9 protein-coding genes are annotated in these 14,394 nt (G+C 70.2%); 4 read left to right on the top strand and 5 right to left on the bottom strand.

Annotated elements, in window-relative coordinates; all coding sequences use genetic code 11:
- Positions 1-2: 2 nt before the first annotated feature.
- Positions 3-626, bottom strand: a complete 624-nt coding sequence (locus HD557_RS20800) for a hypothetical protein (protein ID WP_196875298.1) — start codon at positions 624-626, stop codon at positions 3-5.
- 129 nt (positions 627-755) lie between these two features.
- The gene (locus tag HD557_RS20805; protein WP_196875299.1) at positions 756-3,050 is read right to left on the bottom strand and encodes a hypothetical protein; all 2,295 of its coding nucleotides are present in this window, start codon (positions 3,048-3,050) and stop codon (positions 756-758) included.
- Positions 3,051-3,242: 192 nt separating this feature from the next.
- Between HD557_RS20805 and HD557_RS20810 the strand changes: the two genes are divergently transcribed.
- Positions 3,243-4,382, top strand: coding sequence for a right-handed parallel beta-helix repeat-containing protein (locus HD557_RS20810; RefSeq protein WP_008363615.1), 1,140 nt, complete (start codon positions 3,243-3,245; stop codon positions 4,380-4,382).
- On the opposite strand, the gene HD557_RS20815 is transcribed toward HD557_RS20810, so the two are convergent.
- Entirely contained in the window at positions 4,369-5,826 is a 1,458-nt protein-coding gene (locus HD557_RS20815; RefSeq protein ID WP_040757228.1) for a lipopolysaccharide biosynthesis protein, read from the bottom strand. The genes HD557_RS20810 and HD557_RS20815 overlap by 14 nt on opposite strands.
- Positions 5,823-6,944 (bottom strand): glycosyltransferase family 4 protein, encoded by a 1,122-nt coding sequence (locus tag HD557_RS20820; RefSeq protein ID WP_196875300.1) that lies wholly within the window; start codon positions 6,942-6,944, stop codon positions 5,823-5,825. Before HD557_RS20820 ends, HD557_RS20815 begins: the two co-directional genes overlap by 4 nt.
- 156 nt (positions 6,945-7,100) lie before the next feature.
- Between HD557_RS20820 and HD557_RS20825 the strand changes: the two genes are divergently transcribed.
- From HD557_RS20825 to HD557_RS20835, 3 genes are all read left to right on the top strand, one after another.
- Positions 7,101-7,859: a CDP-alcohol phosphatidyltransferase family protein gene (locus tag HD557_RS20825; RefSeq protein ID WP_196875301.1), complete on the top strand. Its 759-nt coding sequence runs from the start codon at positions 7,101-7,103 to the stop codon at positions 7,857-7,859.
- A complete protein-coding gene (locus HD557_RS20830) occupies positions 7,856-9,751 on the top strand; it encodes a glycosyltransferase (protein WP_196875302.1) in 1,896 nt (631 codons plus the stop codon). Before HD557_RS20825 ends, HD557_RS20830 begins: the two co-directional genes overlap by 4 nt.
- A 604-nt stretch (positions 9,752-10,355) precedes the next feature.
- Positions 10,356-11,558, top strand: coding sequence for an MFS transporter (locus HD557_RS20835; protein ID WP_307785672.1), 1,203 nt, complete (start codon positions 10,356-10,358; stop codon positions 11,556-11,558).
- Between the two features lie 1,605 nt (positions 11,559-13,163).
- On the opposite strand, the gene HD557_RS20840 is transcribed toward HD557_RS20835, so the two are convergent.
- Positions 13,164-14,279 (bottom strand): DUF1972 domain-containing protein, encoded by a 1,116-nt coding sequence (locus HD557_RS20840; RefSeq protein WP_196875303.1) that lies wholly within the window; start codon positions 14,277-14,279, stop codon positions 13,164-13,166.
- Between the last annotated feature and the right edge of the window lie 115 nt (positions 14,280-14,394).

Raw genomic sequence — 14,394 nt, forward strand, 5'->3', positions numbered from 1 at the left:
GTCTATCGCTGGGGTCGGCCCTTGAAGACCACCACGTCGGCGCCGTTGCCCAGATCGAGCTCGACGCGTACGGGGCGGGCTTCCTCGGGGATCTGGAAGACGTAGACGCCCTTGGCCGACTCACCGTCGGCGACCGAGGCTGGGAACGGCACCTCGCCGTCGGAGGCGACGCTCACCGCCGGGGTGCGCTCGCGGCCGTAGTAGGCGTTGACCACACCGAGCGCAAGGTCGAGTTTCTTCCCGGTCTCGTTCTTCACCTTCACGGTGATCGCGAGCGCCGGACCACCGATCTCACCGGGCAGGCTCGCGGTGGCCTGGACGGAGTCGATCCTGGCCAGCCGCGCGGTGACGCCCGGGGCCGAGGTCGCCTCGGCCTTCAGCCCGACGGTGCGGTTGTCGCCCGACGGCTTCCCCGGCTCGGTCTCCTCGGTCTCGGAGGACGATGCGGACTCCTTCTCCGACGGGGTCGCCGTCGGAGAGGGTGCGGCGGCCACCGTCGAGTCCGACCCGGCGGTGGCCGGGCCGGACGAGCTGCGCACGATGAGCACGACCGCGACGCTCACGAGGGCGACGGCAGCGACAGCTGCCGCGACGTACATCCTCGAACGCGGGACTTGACTGAGCATGGGGGATCTTCCGCGGGCGGGGTCGGACAAAGACATCTGTTCAAAGACGTTGCATTGAAGCCCACGTCCGACGCCCGCGGGGGGATCCGCACGCCTACTCCCCAAGATCGGGTACGTGCGGAGCCAGGCCTACGGCTCGATCACCTTCAGATCGTCGTAGCTGACCTCCACCGGCGTGGTGCCGATCGTCGAGGAGCCGAAGCCGCGCAGCATCACGCCGCCGGGGACCTGGTTGGCCGCGGTCGAGTCGGAGAGCTCGTACGTCCAGCCCGACGGCTCCGCCGAGCCGGCCGGCCACACCTTGGCGCGCACGGTCGTGGGGGCGGTGCCGGTGACCTGGAGGCGGACCTTCAGCCGGTCGCCGGGGGCGACGCTCAGGCCCGGGATGACGTTGGCGCCGACGACCGGGGTGCCGCTGCGTACGAGGTGGAGGCCGACGGTGCCGTCCGGGTTGAACCGGAGCCGCGAGGCGTAGTGGTCGGCGCCGGAGACGCGGGCGCCGAGGATCGACCAGACGTAGCCGGCGTCGGGGAGCCGGGAGACTCCGACGCTCACGGTCGCGTCGACATCGCCGGCCGAGACCTCCTGCAGGCGGGACTCGGTGGTCCCGCTGGCGGTGACCGCGTGCCGGCCGCGACCCTCGGAGACCGAGAAGTTGCCCGCGGTGCCGGTGGTGCGGGTCCAGGTGCCGCCGGTGTCGGCCGCGCCCCAGCCGCTCGTCTCGGCACGCCCGAAGGCGTCCGCGGCGACGATGCCCTCGACGGGCGGCGCCGGCTCGCCGGCGACGTCGACGGTGACCCACTCGGTGGGCGACTGGTTGCCGAAGGCGTCCTCGGCGACGACGCGGTAGCTCTGGGTGGTGCCCGGCGGCGCGGCGGTGTCGAGGAAGCTCTGCGTCGTCTGCTTCCAGAACGCCGCGGTGACGGCCTTCGTGTGGATCGGAGCGTCGGCCGATGCCCGGTAGACCTTGTAGGTCACGGTCGCGTTGTCCCGGTCGGCGTTGCCGGGCCAGGTCAGCCGGACCTGGCCGTCGGCGGGCGAGGTCGCGGTGAGCCCGAAGTCGGCGCCGGACAGGGCCGGCCCGACGTCGTTGGGGGCGATGTCCTTGACCGCGAAGCGGACCAGGCCCTGCTGGGCGACCCCGTCGACCTTGAGGAACTCGCCGCCGTAGACGACGTAGTCGGCGTTGGCCGTCACCGTCCAGGGCGCCTGGTTGGCGCCGGTGAAGGTGCCGGGGGTCCACTTCGGGTACCACTCCAGGAACTCCGGCCGCGGGGTGCCGGGGTGGTCGGGGTAGCCGTAGATGTCGCGGGTGTTGGTGCCGCGTACGGACTGGGTGACCGCGGTGGAGTGCTGGAAGCTGCGCGGGCTGGTCTCCGGGAAGCCGCCGGAGTTGCCGCAGTAGTGCTTGTGGCTGGCCTGGTAGACCGTCTCGGCGGTCGGCCAGATCGAGTAGGTGTCGCCGTGGCAGTCCTCGAGCCAGGTCAGCTGGCCGGTTGCCCAGCTGGCCTTGAAGGAGCCCTCGAGATTGCCGCCGCTGCCGTAGTGGTAGCCGCTGCCGTAGAAGCTGGTGCCGTCGGACTCCAGGGCGAGGATCGCGGAGTTGGCGCCACCGTTGCGGACCTCGGTGTTGACCGGGAGCGCCAGCGACGCCCCGGTGGCGACCTTGATCCGGGCGAGGCCGTAGCCGGGGCTGGACCAGCCGTTGACCCTCGTGAAGTTGCCGCCGATCACGATGTCGGCGCCGTCGGGCGAGACCACGATGTCCTGCACGGAGCCGTTGGAGACGGTCGGGTTCATCGACAGCAGGCCGGTGCCGGTGTCGGTGGGGCTGACGGCCGCCAGCTTCGTACGCGTGGTGTTGTCGGCGGAGGTGAACACGCCGCCGTAGAAGACCGCGGTGGACGTGGCCGCGACCGCGTTGGTGGTCGAGTTGAAGATCGGCCGGAAGCTGGTCAGTGCACCCGTGGCCAGGTTGATCGCGGCGCCCCGGTAGCGGTTGACACCGTTGACCTGGGTGAAGCTGCCGGCGACATAGAGCAGGGATTTGTCGGGCGAGAGCGCCATGTCCTTGACCTGGCCGTTGAAGCTCGGCGCGAAGCCGGGGATCAGCTCACCGGTGGAGAGCCGGTAGGCCAGCATGTTGGCGCGCGGGGTCTCGTTCGTACCGGCCGCGGCGCCCGCCGGACGGGCCGAGGTGAAGCTGCCCCCGACGTAGACGGTGTCACCGACGATCACCTGCTTCCAGGCGACCCCGTCGATCTGCACCGTCGGGAGTACGTCGGCCGAGACCGTCTCCGGCAGCTCGGGGTCGACCGGAGCCGTGTCCGCCGTCGCCCCTCCCGACATGACCAGGCTGCTCACCCCGAGAACAGCTGCGGCCGCCCCAGCCGCAAGCAGACGCCACTCGTGAATCCGCGTCATCATCCATCCCTGCACAAGGCGGCCACCTCGGCCGCGACACGGCAGTGTCGCGGACATCCGCAGTCATCTGCCCGTCAATCGCCCTCCCCATCCCCTGAATCGGGTATGTGTTGGACCCAGACGCCCAACCCGCGCAAACTGCGTGGTGCAGACTCCAGCAACGTCAGTAGGCTGCACAGTCCACAGGAAGGCATGCGTCTCTTGGCTGTCCCGCCCGGCCCGTCCCGGATCCTCGTCCTCGGCATCTCCGCGGTCGCCACCGTCGTCGCGCTGTCCTCCACCTATGTCCTGACCAGGGCTCAGGACGAGGACCCAGCGCCGCGTACGGAGCGGAACTACGCCAACCTGCCGCCCGACGACTTCGGCGGACCGGTGACCTTGACGCCGGCCCCGTCCTCGTCGGCGTCGCCGTCGGCCTCCTCGACCAGCTCGGTCAGGCCCTCGCCCGGCGCGACCCCGAGGACGCGGTCCTCGGACCCGGCGAACCGGTCCGGTGACCGGCCGACCGGGCAGGAGCCGCGCGAGGGCGAGCCGCTGGGTTCACCACCCCCGGGAGCAGGCTCGCCGGGGCCGCGCGACACCGGCGTACCTCCGAAGAAGAAGCTGCGCACCCACCGCGGCGACCTGATCATCAGGACTCCCGGACAGGTGGTCGACGGTCTCGAGGTGCACGGCCGGATCCAGGTCGAGGCGCCGAACGTGACGATCCGCAACACCTTGGTGATCGTGCCGACCGGCTCCGAGACCGCCGGGATCTCCAACAACAACGACCGCGGCGCCGGGATGCTGGTCAGCAACGTCGAGGTGCGGGCCGAGAACGCCGCCCCGGGCGTCAACGGAGTGGTCGGCCACGACTTCACCCTGCAGAACTCGGAGGTCCACCACGTCACCGACCAAGTGCACATCACCGGCAGCAACGTGACCGTGCGCGACAACTGGTTTCACGACAACTACCACTTCGAGAGCGACCCGTACCAGGACGGCGGCGCCTCCCACGACGACTCGATCCAGATCATCGGTGGCAGCAACATCACGATCGCGGACAACCGCTTCACCGGTGCCTACAACGCCGGTGTGCAGATCACCCAGAGCATCGGCGACGTCAGCGACGTCACGATCCGCGACAACTTGCTCGGCGGGGGTGGCTGCACCGTCAACGTCGCCGAGAAGAGCCGTGGCCCGATCCGCGGCGTGGAGATCCGCGACAACCGGTTCCTCAGCGACCAGCGTATCGACGGCTGCGCGATCATCCACCCGTCCTCCACGAAGATCAGCCACTCCGGCAACGTCTGGGACGACACCGGCCGCCCGGTGACGCTCACCCGCGGCTGAATCGCCCGCCGAGCGCACCGCGCACCGTCACCACCAGCGACATCACGTCGCGGCGGATCGGCGGGACGACCAGCAGGAGCGCGTACGCCGCGGACCCGGCCACCACGCAGACCGGCACCGTGATCCCGGGGTGCTGCCCGTGGAGGGCCTGGGCGGTGGCGTACGCCGCGGCCGCGACGGCACCGGCAACCAGCAGGATGCGGGCAGCGCCGAGGTAGAGCGGTCCGACGCGGAGCCGGGTGCGGCGGGAGATCCACCACAGCGACAGCGGCCACTCCAGCAGATGGGCGGTCGCGTAGCCGACCGCGACGCCGGTGACGCCGTAGCGCACGCCGACGAGCACGCAGACGACCTTCAGCACCGAGGCGACCAGGGTGTAGTGGCGCAGCTCGGTGGTCAGCCCATGGGCGAGGTAGACCCAGTAGCCGACGTAGGCCAGCGTCTGGAAGAGGCCAGCGCAGGCGAGCAGGGCGAAGATGCCGGCGACGTCCCAGCCCGGACCGAGGAAGAGGGCGCAGACGGGTACCGCGGCCCCGGCGATCAGGCCGAGGCCCGCGCCGAGGCTGTAGCCGAGCGCGATCTGCCCGCGCTGCACGAACCGCTGGGTCAGCGCCGGGTTGTCGCGGATCCGGCTCAGCACGGGCAGCGCGACCGTGGTCGTGGGGCCGCGCAGCTGGCCCAACGGGTTCATCAGCAGCTGCCAGGCGCGGTTGTAGGTGCCGAGCTGATGGGCGCCCAGGCGGGTGCCGATGAGCACGGAGTCGATGTTGCTGGCGGCGTAGTTGATCAGCTGGGTCCCCGCCAGCGACCAGCCGAAACGCAGGAACTCGCCCATCTCCACCCCGCGTCGCGGGCGGCCGGGGAGCCAGCCGGCGAAGAGCCCGACGGCCACCAGGGTGACAGCGCCCTGGAGCAGCTGCTGGACGACCAGGGCCCAGTAGCCGGCGCCGTTGGCTGCTGCGTACGCCGCGACCCCGAGGGCCAGCAGCGGCGCCAGCGTGGAGGCCGCGGCGAGCCTGGCGAACTGCATCCGGCGGGTGAGGTCGGCGCGATACTGGGCACCCATGCCGTTGAGGACGAACATCCCTGCCAGGGCGGCGGTCAGGGTCGTCAGGGCCGGTTCGTCGTAGAGGGCGGCGATGAGCGGGGCGGCCGCGACGGCGAGGATCGCGAAGCCGAGGCCGAGGGCGGTGTTGAGCCACCACAGGTTGGTCTGCTGCTCGCGGCTCAGCTCCTCTGCCTGGACCGCGGCGGTCGAGAGCCCGAGGTCGCGGAAGATCTCGGCGACCGCGATGACCGCCAGCACCATCGCGACCAGGCCGTAGTCGCGTGGGCTGAGCAGCCGGGAGAGCACCGCGACGGAGGCGACCTGGACCAGGATGCGTACGCCCTGGCCGCCGAGCACCACCATCCCGCCCCGGGCGGCGCTCCTGCCCAGACTCAACCGAGCACCTCGGCGGCGATCTCGTCTCGGTAGCGCTCGGCACCGAAGCGCTCCTCGGCGTCTTTGCGTCCAGTGGACGCCAATTCGGCGGCCAGGGCGGGATCGGCGGCGAGCCGCCGGATCGCTTCTGCCAGATCGTGCACGTCACCAGGGGTCACCAGGAGACCCGTCTCGCCGTCGGTGACGATCTCGGCCAGCCCCTGCACCCGGCTCGCGACCAGCGGCCGCTCGGCGAGCAGCGCCTCGACGGCGACGTTGCCGAAGGGCTCGACCCGGGAGGGCACCAGGACCACGTCGGCCTGCTCGAGCTCTCGGGCAGGCTCGTCGACGTAGCCGAGGAACTCGACGCTGCCGGCGAGGTCGCTGTCGGAGGCGCGGACGCGGAGCTCCTGCTCGAACCACTCGTAGCCCGCGAAGACCGACCCGCACACCCGCAGCCGGGCGTCGATCCCGCCCCGGCGCACCTCGGCGAGCGCTTCGAGGGCCACGTCGGTCCCCTTGCGCGGCGAGAGCCGCCCGACCAGCACCAGCCGCAGCGGCCCGTCCGGCGTCCGGGTGCGCGCCGCCGTGACGGACTCCGGGCCGGGCACCCCGTTGTAGACGACCGTCGTACGCCGCGCCAGCACCTTCACCGTCCGCACGAGGACGTCGCGCGATGCCCGCGAGTTGGCCACCACGCGGGTCGCCAGCAGGAGCGGGGCGGTCAGGGCGAGGCGTACGGGCCTCGGCTGGTCGTCCTCGGCCTCGTGCACGTGGCAGACCACGGGGACGCGGGCCGCGCGGGCGACGAGGATCCACCACGGGATGGTCACGGTGTTGACCAGCAGGCGGCTCGGCCGGACCCGCCGCCACAGCCGCGCCGCACGCACCCAGAAGACCATCAGCGCCGCGGCCAGCCGGACCAGTCCCGTGGGGCTGAGGTAGGCCTTGCGCAGCACCGGGAACGTCATCACCTCGACGCTCGCGCCGGCGGCCTCGAGCAGCGGGATCAGGGGTCCGTGCTCGGGCACGACCACGGTGACCCGCTGCCCCGCCTGGTGCAGCCCACGCACCGTCTCGACCAGCTGAAGATCGGAGCCGTAGACGTCCGGTGACGGGTGGGCGACCAACAAACGCATGATGAGTAAAGGTAGGCCACCCGAACGGCCCGGGCCGAAGGTCCTGGCAAAGTCCTACCCAGATCTGGGGAGCCAACGGCCTCGGTGACCTGGGAGGACCGAGGGTCCTCTAGGGTCCCGATGTCCCCCCCACGTATCAGCAAAGCAGGATCGAGCATGGCCGCGACCGGCGCCGAACGCGCCCCCGGCGGGTTCCGTACGCACCTGCAGGCGCTGGGGCAGGCGCAGAAGCCCTCGCTCAACACCGCGGCCTACTCGCGGCTCGTCAACCGGCCCGCCGGCCGGGTTGTCGCCGCGGCCGCGCACACGCTCGGCGCGACGCCCAACCAGGTGACGGCGCTGAGCGCGACGCTCTCGGCCGCCGGCCTGGCGGTGCTCGCGCTGGTCGAGCCGCGCTGGTGGACCGGGGTCGTGGTCGCGTTGCTGCTCGCCGCTGGCTACGTGCTCGACTCCTCCGACGGCCAGCTCGCCCGGCTGCGTGGTGGCGGGTCGCGCTCGGGCGAGTGGCTCGACCACACCATCGACTGCTTCAAGACGGCCGGTCTGCACCTGGCGGTGCTCGTCTCCTGCTACCGCTTCGGTCCGGACTCCGACGGGTGGCTGCTGGTGCCGCTCGGGTTCGAGGTGGTCGCCGTGGTGACGTACTTCGGGCTGATCCTGATGCCGACCCTGCGCCCCGCCTCCTCCGGGTCGCCGTCGGCGGCGGTCCACGAGAACCCGCTGCGCAAGTGGGCGCTGCTGCCGATGGACTACGGCGCGCAGTGCTGGATGTTCGTGGTGCTCGGGTTCGGGATGCTCATCTGGTGGACCTACGCGCTGGTCTTCGCCTGCAACGCCGCCGCGCTGGCCGTCGCGCTGCGCAAGTGGTGGCGTGAGCTGCGGGCGCTGGACGGCCCCTCGCAGGTGTCGCGATGAGCGACCTCGCCCGGGTTGCCGTGGTCGTGGTCAGCTACGGCGATCCGGCGCTGCTCGAACGGCACACGACCCGGGTCGCCGCGGCGCTCCGGCCCGCCCGGATCGTGGTGGTCGACAACCACTCGACCGACGCCCACCGCGCGGCGGTCCGAGCCCTCTGCGAGCGCGAGGGCTGGACCGGAGTCTTCCCGGGCACCAACACCGGCTTCGGCGCCGGCTGCAACCTGGGCGCCGCGGCCGCGCTGGCCGCGGGCGCCGAGGTGCTCCTCTTCCTCAACCCGGACGCCACGATCGACGCCGAGTCGGCGGTACGCCTCGTCGCCGCCGTCGAGGCCGAGCCGCTCCTGCTCGCCGGACCGACCGTGCTCGGCCCGGACGGGTCGGTCGCCTCTGCGGGACTCGATCTCGACCTCGACACCGGGACCATGCGCCCGTGGCGACGGCGCGCCGAGCATCCGGGGGCGGACACGCTGCCCTGGGTCACCGGGGCCTGCTTCGCGGTCACCCGTGAGCTGTGGGAGCGGCTGGCCGGCTTCGACGAGCGCTACTTCCTCTACTGGGAGGACGTCGACCTCTGCGCCCGCGTCCGGGCGTTCGGCGGCCGGGTCGCGGTCGTCGACGGTGCCACCGCGATCCACTCCGGAGGCGGAACCCAGCGCGCCGAGGGCTCCCGCGCCAAGTCGCCGGCCTACTACTACTTCAACATCCGCAACCGCGCCCTCTTCGCGCGGACCTGGCTCAGCCAGGAGCAGGAGCGGGCCTGGCGTCGCGGGGCGGTCGGGGCTGCGTACGAGATCCTGATGCGGGGTGGACGTCGTCAGCTCCTGCACCCGGTACGCCCCGTCTCCGCCGTCCTCCAGGGACTGCGCGACGGCCGCCGCGACCGGCCGGTCCGGGTCATGGAATCGGTCCGCGAGCTGCGCGCGACGACCAATCCCTACATCGTCCAGCTCGTCGAGACCCTCGGGCAGCGCGACGACACCGACGTGCTCCTGTTCAGCTTCCGGCGCGCCCTCGCGGGCCGCTACGACGTCTTCCACGTGCACTGGCCCGAGCTGCTGATGACGTCGGCGAGCACACGCCTCCGTCGCCTGGCCCGCCGCCTGCTCACCGCCGCGTTCGTCGCCCGGCTGTGGCTGACCAGGACCCCGGTCGTACGCACCTGGCACAACCTCGCCCGCCCCGACGGCCTGTCCCGCTGGGACCACCGGCTCCTGGACGCCCTCGAGCGCCGCACCCGGCACATCATCCGGCTCACCGAGCAGACCGCTCCCCCGCTCGAGGTGCCGACCTCGACGATCCTCCACGCCCACTACCGCGACTGGTTCGAGCGGATCGAGCCCGCCGCCGAGGTCACCCCGAACCCGCGGCGTGCCCTCTACTTCGGCCTGATCAAGCCCTACAAGGGCGTCGAGCAGCTTCTGGAGGCGGTCGCCGACAGTCCCGAGGCAGACCTGGACGTACGCCTCGTCGGCTCCCCAGCCGACCCCACCCTCGCCGACCGGGTCCGCGCCGCGGTATCGGCCGACCCACGGATCAGCGCCGAGCTGAGCTACGCCGACGACGCCACCCTGGCCGCCGAGATCGCCGCCGCCGCCCTGGTCGTGCTGCCCTACAAGGCGATGCACAACTCCGGCGCCCTCCTGCTCGCCCTTTCCCTCGACACCCCCGTCCTCGCCCCCGACAACGAGGTCAACCGCCGCCTCGCCGAGGAGGTCGGCGAAGGCTGGCTCCACCTCTTCGACGGCACCCTCACCATCGAGGACCTGGAACGCACGTTGAAGGCGGTCGCGGCCGGTCCGCCCCCTGGCCGCCCCGACCTGTCGGCGCGGGAGTGGCCGGAGTCCGCCGCACTCCACGCCGCAGCCTTCCGAGCCGCCCTGCTCCCCTGAGCCGGGCAACGCCGACCCGGCGCATCTGTCCCGCCACCCACCGCCGACCCGGCGCATCTGTCCCGCCACCCAGCGCCGACCCGGCGCACCTGTCCCGCCACCCAGCGCCGACCCGGCGCACCTGTCCCACCACCCAGCACCGACCCGGCGCACCTGTCCCACCACCCAGCACCGACCCGGCGCACCTGTCCCACCACCCAGCACCGACTCGGCGCGTCTGTTCCGCAGCAGAACGGCGCCAAGGCCGGCGATGCCGCGCCTGCACCTACAGCACAGAACCGGACCGGATGCGTGAGACAGTCACGCCGATTGGGGCGTTCCGTCCGAGACACTCACGCCGACTCGAGCGCTCCAACCGAGACACTCACGCCGACTCGAGCGCTCCAACCGAGACACTCACGCCGACTCGAGCGCTCCAACCGAGACACTCACGCCAACTCGAGCGCTCCACCCGAGACACTCAAGCCAACTCGAGCGCTCCACCCGAGACACTCACGCCAACTCGAGCGCTCCACCCGAGACAGTCGCGCCGACTCGAGCGTTCCACGCGGGACATTTGCGCCGGGTCGGCGGGGATGTGCGGTTCTTTACTAACCTGAAGAACGTGCCTCCTCCCCCAGACCACTCACCGAAACGCCCACCGGTCTGGATCTCGGTGGCCTCGTTCGTGAGCAGCTTCGACCGGTTCGTGGTGAGCCCGATCCTGGTCCTGGTCGCGGCGACGTTCGGGGTCTCGGTGGGGCAGGCGGTGGCGATCGCGAGCGGCTACTACCTGGCGTACGGGCTGTCCCAGCCGTTGTGGGGAGCACTCTCGGACAGGTTCGGCAGGGTCCGGCTGATGCAGGGGGCGCTCGTCGGGGCGGGGATCGCGGGGCTGGTGTCGGCGGCGGCGCCGAACCTGATCACGCTGGTCGTGGTGCGGGTGGTCGCGGGGGCCTTCTTCGGGGCGATCGTGCCGACGTCACTGACGTACGTCGGCGACACCGTCTCCGCCACCCACCGGCAGCGGGCGCTCTCGGACCTGATGGCCGCGATGGCGGTCGGGACCGCGCTGGCGGCGGCCGCGGCGGGGATCACGGGTCAGCTGGCGGGATGGCGGGTCGTGTTCGCGGTACCGGCGATCGTGGCCCTGGTCAGCGCCTGGGGCCTGAGGAGGCTCGCCGAACCACCGCGAGCCACGAACGGCGGGGTCGGAGCCGCCTTCCGGGCCGCGCTGAGCAACCGCTGGGTGATGGTGGTCGGGCTGCTGGTCTTCGTCGAGGGCGGCCTGGTCCTGGGCGTGCTCACCCTCCTCGCCCCCGCCCTGCAGGCCCAGGGCGTCGACGCCGCGCGGGCGGGGCTCGCGGCCGCTGCGTACGGCATCGCGGTCCTGCTCTCCTCGCAGGTCCTCAAGGCGCTCACCCGGCGGCTCCCGCGGTGGGCGCTGATGGGGATCGGCGGCAGCGCCCTGACGGCCGGGTACGCCGTCGCGACCCTGCGCGTCTCGGTGCCCACCATCATCGGCATCGTCATCATGCTCGGGGTCACCTGGGCCTTCCTGCACACCTCGCTGCAGACCTGGGCCACCTCGATCGTCCCGGAGGCGCGCGGCACGGTCGTGGCCTGCTTCGCCGCCTCCCTCTTCATCGGCAGCTCCGTCGCAGCCGTCCTCGCCGGCCCGGCCGCCGACCACAACCGGTGGCACACCCTCTTCACCATCAGCGCCGCGACCGCCGCCGTCCTCACCGTCGCCTGCGTCCTCGCCTACCGCGCCTACGCGGCCCGCGAGGCCGCACCGCGGGCGACGGACGTCGCCACCGACGTCTAGCCATCCCGCCGCATAGGCCTCGCCTTCACTAGGGACGGCCGGTGACAGCTCCAAAGCAGAGTGAAACAGGACGTTGTGGCAATACGTGGCTGCTTTCGAAGCGGTGGACCCCTAAGGTTGGTAACGGAATGTGTAGCGAACACTTTTCAACCACGGCGGACGGAGCTGCAGTACCATCTGGAGATGCAGCGGAGGCAATTGGTCCACCAGGTCATGACTGAGTTGGATTCGGCGACTGAGCGAGTTGATTACCCCGATCATCCCTTGCTCCTCAGAGGACCAGACGTTCTGGCGCTCGCCCGCGGAAGACTGACAGCCTATTTTGTCTACAAGGCGGGCGGGACACGGCCCACGAGCACTCAGGAAAGGTCCCGATTCCTGCTGACTCGCTTGGCATTTCCGCCTGGTACTGGAATTGTCCTCGTCACTGATACGACCGCGACCGTCGACTTCGGACCCAATGACATCCTCGTGGACGCGATCGTGACTATTCGGGAGTTCGCGCAATTCTCTAGATCGAGTACCAGGTTCGAGTCAACTGACACAGCGGACGTGATTGAGGACGTGCGACGATTTCACAGCGCGCGCTTCGCGGAAGCGTGGACTCGCGCGTTCGACGTACCCGAGCCCACCCGAGCCCGATCAGAGAGACCTGGTGATCCCACGTCTGAAATCGCCGCTCGTCGGGACAACCTGAAGCGGGCTCGGTGGATGCAAGTCGACAATGGGGTTCTACACGCTCGGTCGCCAGCAAGGACAGGATCAGACCTCCGGAGGGCTGTGGCTCGCACTACCGTTGCCGCGACATCCCTCGACTACGACCTCACTCTAGGGCTGTCTGGCGTAGCCGAGACCTCAGCGAAACTCAGATCGGGAAACGGGCACCTAGTCATGCATTACTTCCACGACGAACAAGCACCTCGGAAGCCGGCCTTCGACGCCTTCAAACCCCAACGTGCAGCCGCGTTCGCAGGCGTCGAAGCTGTCAGATCTGGGCCCGAATGACCGCGAAGAAGAGGGTTGAAACTCTGCGTCTTCTCATCGGCCAAAATTCGGTTCTGAGCAATTCAGTGAAACTGGTCGCACTGTACGCCGAGCTTAACCGACTACTCGCCATCCGAACAGCAAAGCACGACAGTCGTTGGCTCCTGTCTGTTCTCCACACAACGAGAGCACTAGACACGTCTCTTAGTGAGTTGCGGAACGCGAAAGGTTGGGGCTCAGGAACGAGCCTCAACGACCATCTTACGGTCTTCACGAAACATCAAATCCTGTACACCGCGGAACTCACGGCGTATCGCAACGAGATCGTGTACAAGCGAAACAAGTACATGCACGAAGCAGGCGCCACCCCTGATCAACTGGAGGCCGATCGTATTCTCCGTGAGATGGAGGGTTGTCTCTCGGTTGTCATATCACGCCTGACATGATCCTTAGGTCGACTGATTCCTGAGCCAGCTCGCACGGATTCTGTGTCCGTTGGGGCGATTACACCCGCTGGGCATGTAGTACTGACGACACCCTGGGCGCCTCGACTCAAAGGCACGAACTTGTTCCAGTCGCAGGGAGGCTCGATCTCGATAGACCCGACTATCGACTCTCAAGTCAGCGCATGTGGGCGCGCAGGAGCGCCTCGTACTGGTCGGTGATCCGGCTCCAGGTGAACTCGGCCGAGTGCCGGGCCCGGGCGCCCGCGGACAGGGATGCAGCGAGCTCGGGCTCGGACAGGAGCCGCTCCAGCGCGGTGACGACGCCGGCCTCGTCGGAGAAGTAGAGCGCGGCGCCGTCGGCGACCCAGCGGTTGTAGCGGTTGTCGTGGGCGATCACGGCGTTGCCGCAACCCAGCGCCTCGACCAGCGATGGGTTGGTGCCGCCGACCTGATGCCCGTGGACGTACGCCACCGAGTGGAAGCGCAGGGCCGAGACGATGTCGGTGTCGTAGATCGCACCGAGGAAGACGACCTCGTCGCTCGCCGCCTCGAGGACGGCGCGCTGGTAGGCGTCCGCCGGATCATAGGAGCCCAGGACGACCAGCTTCCGGCCCCACCGGCGGCTGGAGAAGGCCCGGACGACCTCGAGGATGCTGTTCTCCGGCACCGGGCGGGCGATCAGGGTGAGATAGGAGCCCGGCTCCAGCCCGTGGTCGAGCACCGGCCACTCCGGTGCATCGACAACAGGCGGCGCACCGTAGGCGATCGTGGTGATCTTCTCGACCGGCACCCGGGTCGCCAGGTGACGGGCGATCTCGGGGTGGTCGGCGATCAGGTGGTCACCGAGCCAGCAGGCGGCCCGCTCCTGGGTCCACAGGAAGGCCTTCTCGGGGCCGGACCAGCGGGCCCGCTTCCACTCGATGCCGTCCATGTTGATGATGTTGGGGACGCGGCGGGAGCGGAGCACCGAGTTGAGCGCGCCGGTGTTGTAGCCGAACGTCACGCAGACGCTGCCGTCCTGCGCGGCCTCGCGGGCGGCATGCCGCACCGCACCGACGTCGAACTCGATCGTCCCGCGCGGACCGTCGTGACGGGCCGGCACGTGGACGCGCTCGATGCCCTTCCACGAGTCGATGCGCAGGTCTGCGTGCGGCTCGTCGTCCTGGCAGTAGACGACCACGCGCCAGCCGCGGTCGACCAGGTCGAGTCCGATGTTCTCCACCGCGGTCTCGAAGCCGCCGTGGGCAGCGGGCACACCACGGGTGCCGAGCATCCGTACAGTGGGGGTCACGTGGGGTTGACTCCTAGTTCGCAAGGAGCCGACAGCCCCTATTTTCGATATAAGGAGCCATCCAAGGGGATCCGCGCGGATCGCGGTCCCGAACCCGGGTTCATATACCCGAAAT

Source organism: Nocardioides luteus (genome assembly GCF_015752315.1).
Lineage (GTDB): Bacteria > Actinomycetota > Actinomycetes > Propionibacteriales > Nocardioidaceae > Nocardioides.

Coding starts and splice junctions, on each gene's coding strand:
- HD557_RS20800 (WP_196875298.1), bottom strand. CDS start 626: ATGCTCAGTCAAGTCCCGCGTTCGAGGATGTACGTCGCGGCAGCTGTC.
- HD557_RS20805 (WP_196875299.1), bottom strand. CDS start 3,050: ATGACGCGGATTCACGAGTGGCGTCTGCTTGCGGCTGGGGCGGCCGCA.
- HD557_RS20810 (WP_008363615.1), top strand. CDS start 3,243: ATGCGTCTCTTGGCTGTCCCGCCCGGCCCGTCCCGGATCCTCGTCCTC.
- HD557_RS20820 (WP_196875300.1), bottom strand. CDS start 6,944: ATGCGTTTGTTGGTCGCCCACCCGTCACCGGACGTCTACGGCTCCGAT.
- HD557_RS20825 (WP_196875301.1), top strand. CDS start 7,101: ATGGCCGCGACCGGCGCCGAACGCGCCCCCGGCGGGTTCCGTACGCAC.
- HD557_RS20830 (WP_196875302.1), top strand. CDS start 7,856: ATGAGCGACCTCGCCCGGGTTGCCGTGGTCGTGGTCAGCTACGGCGAT.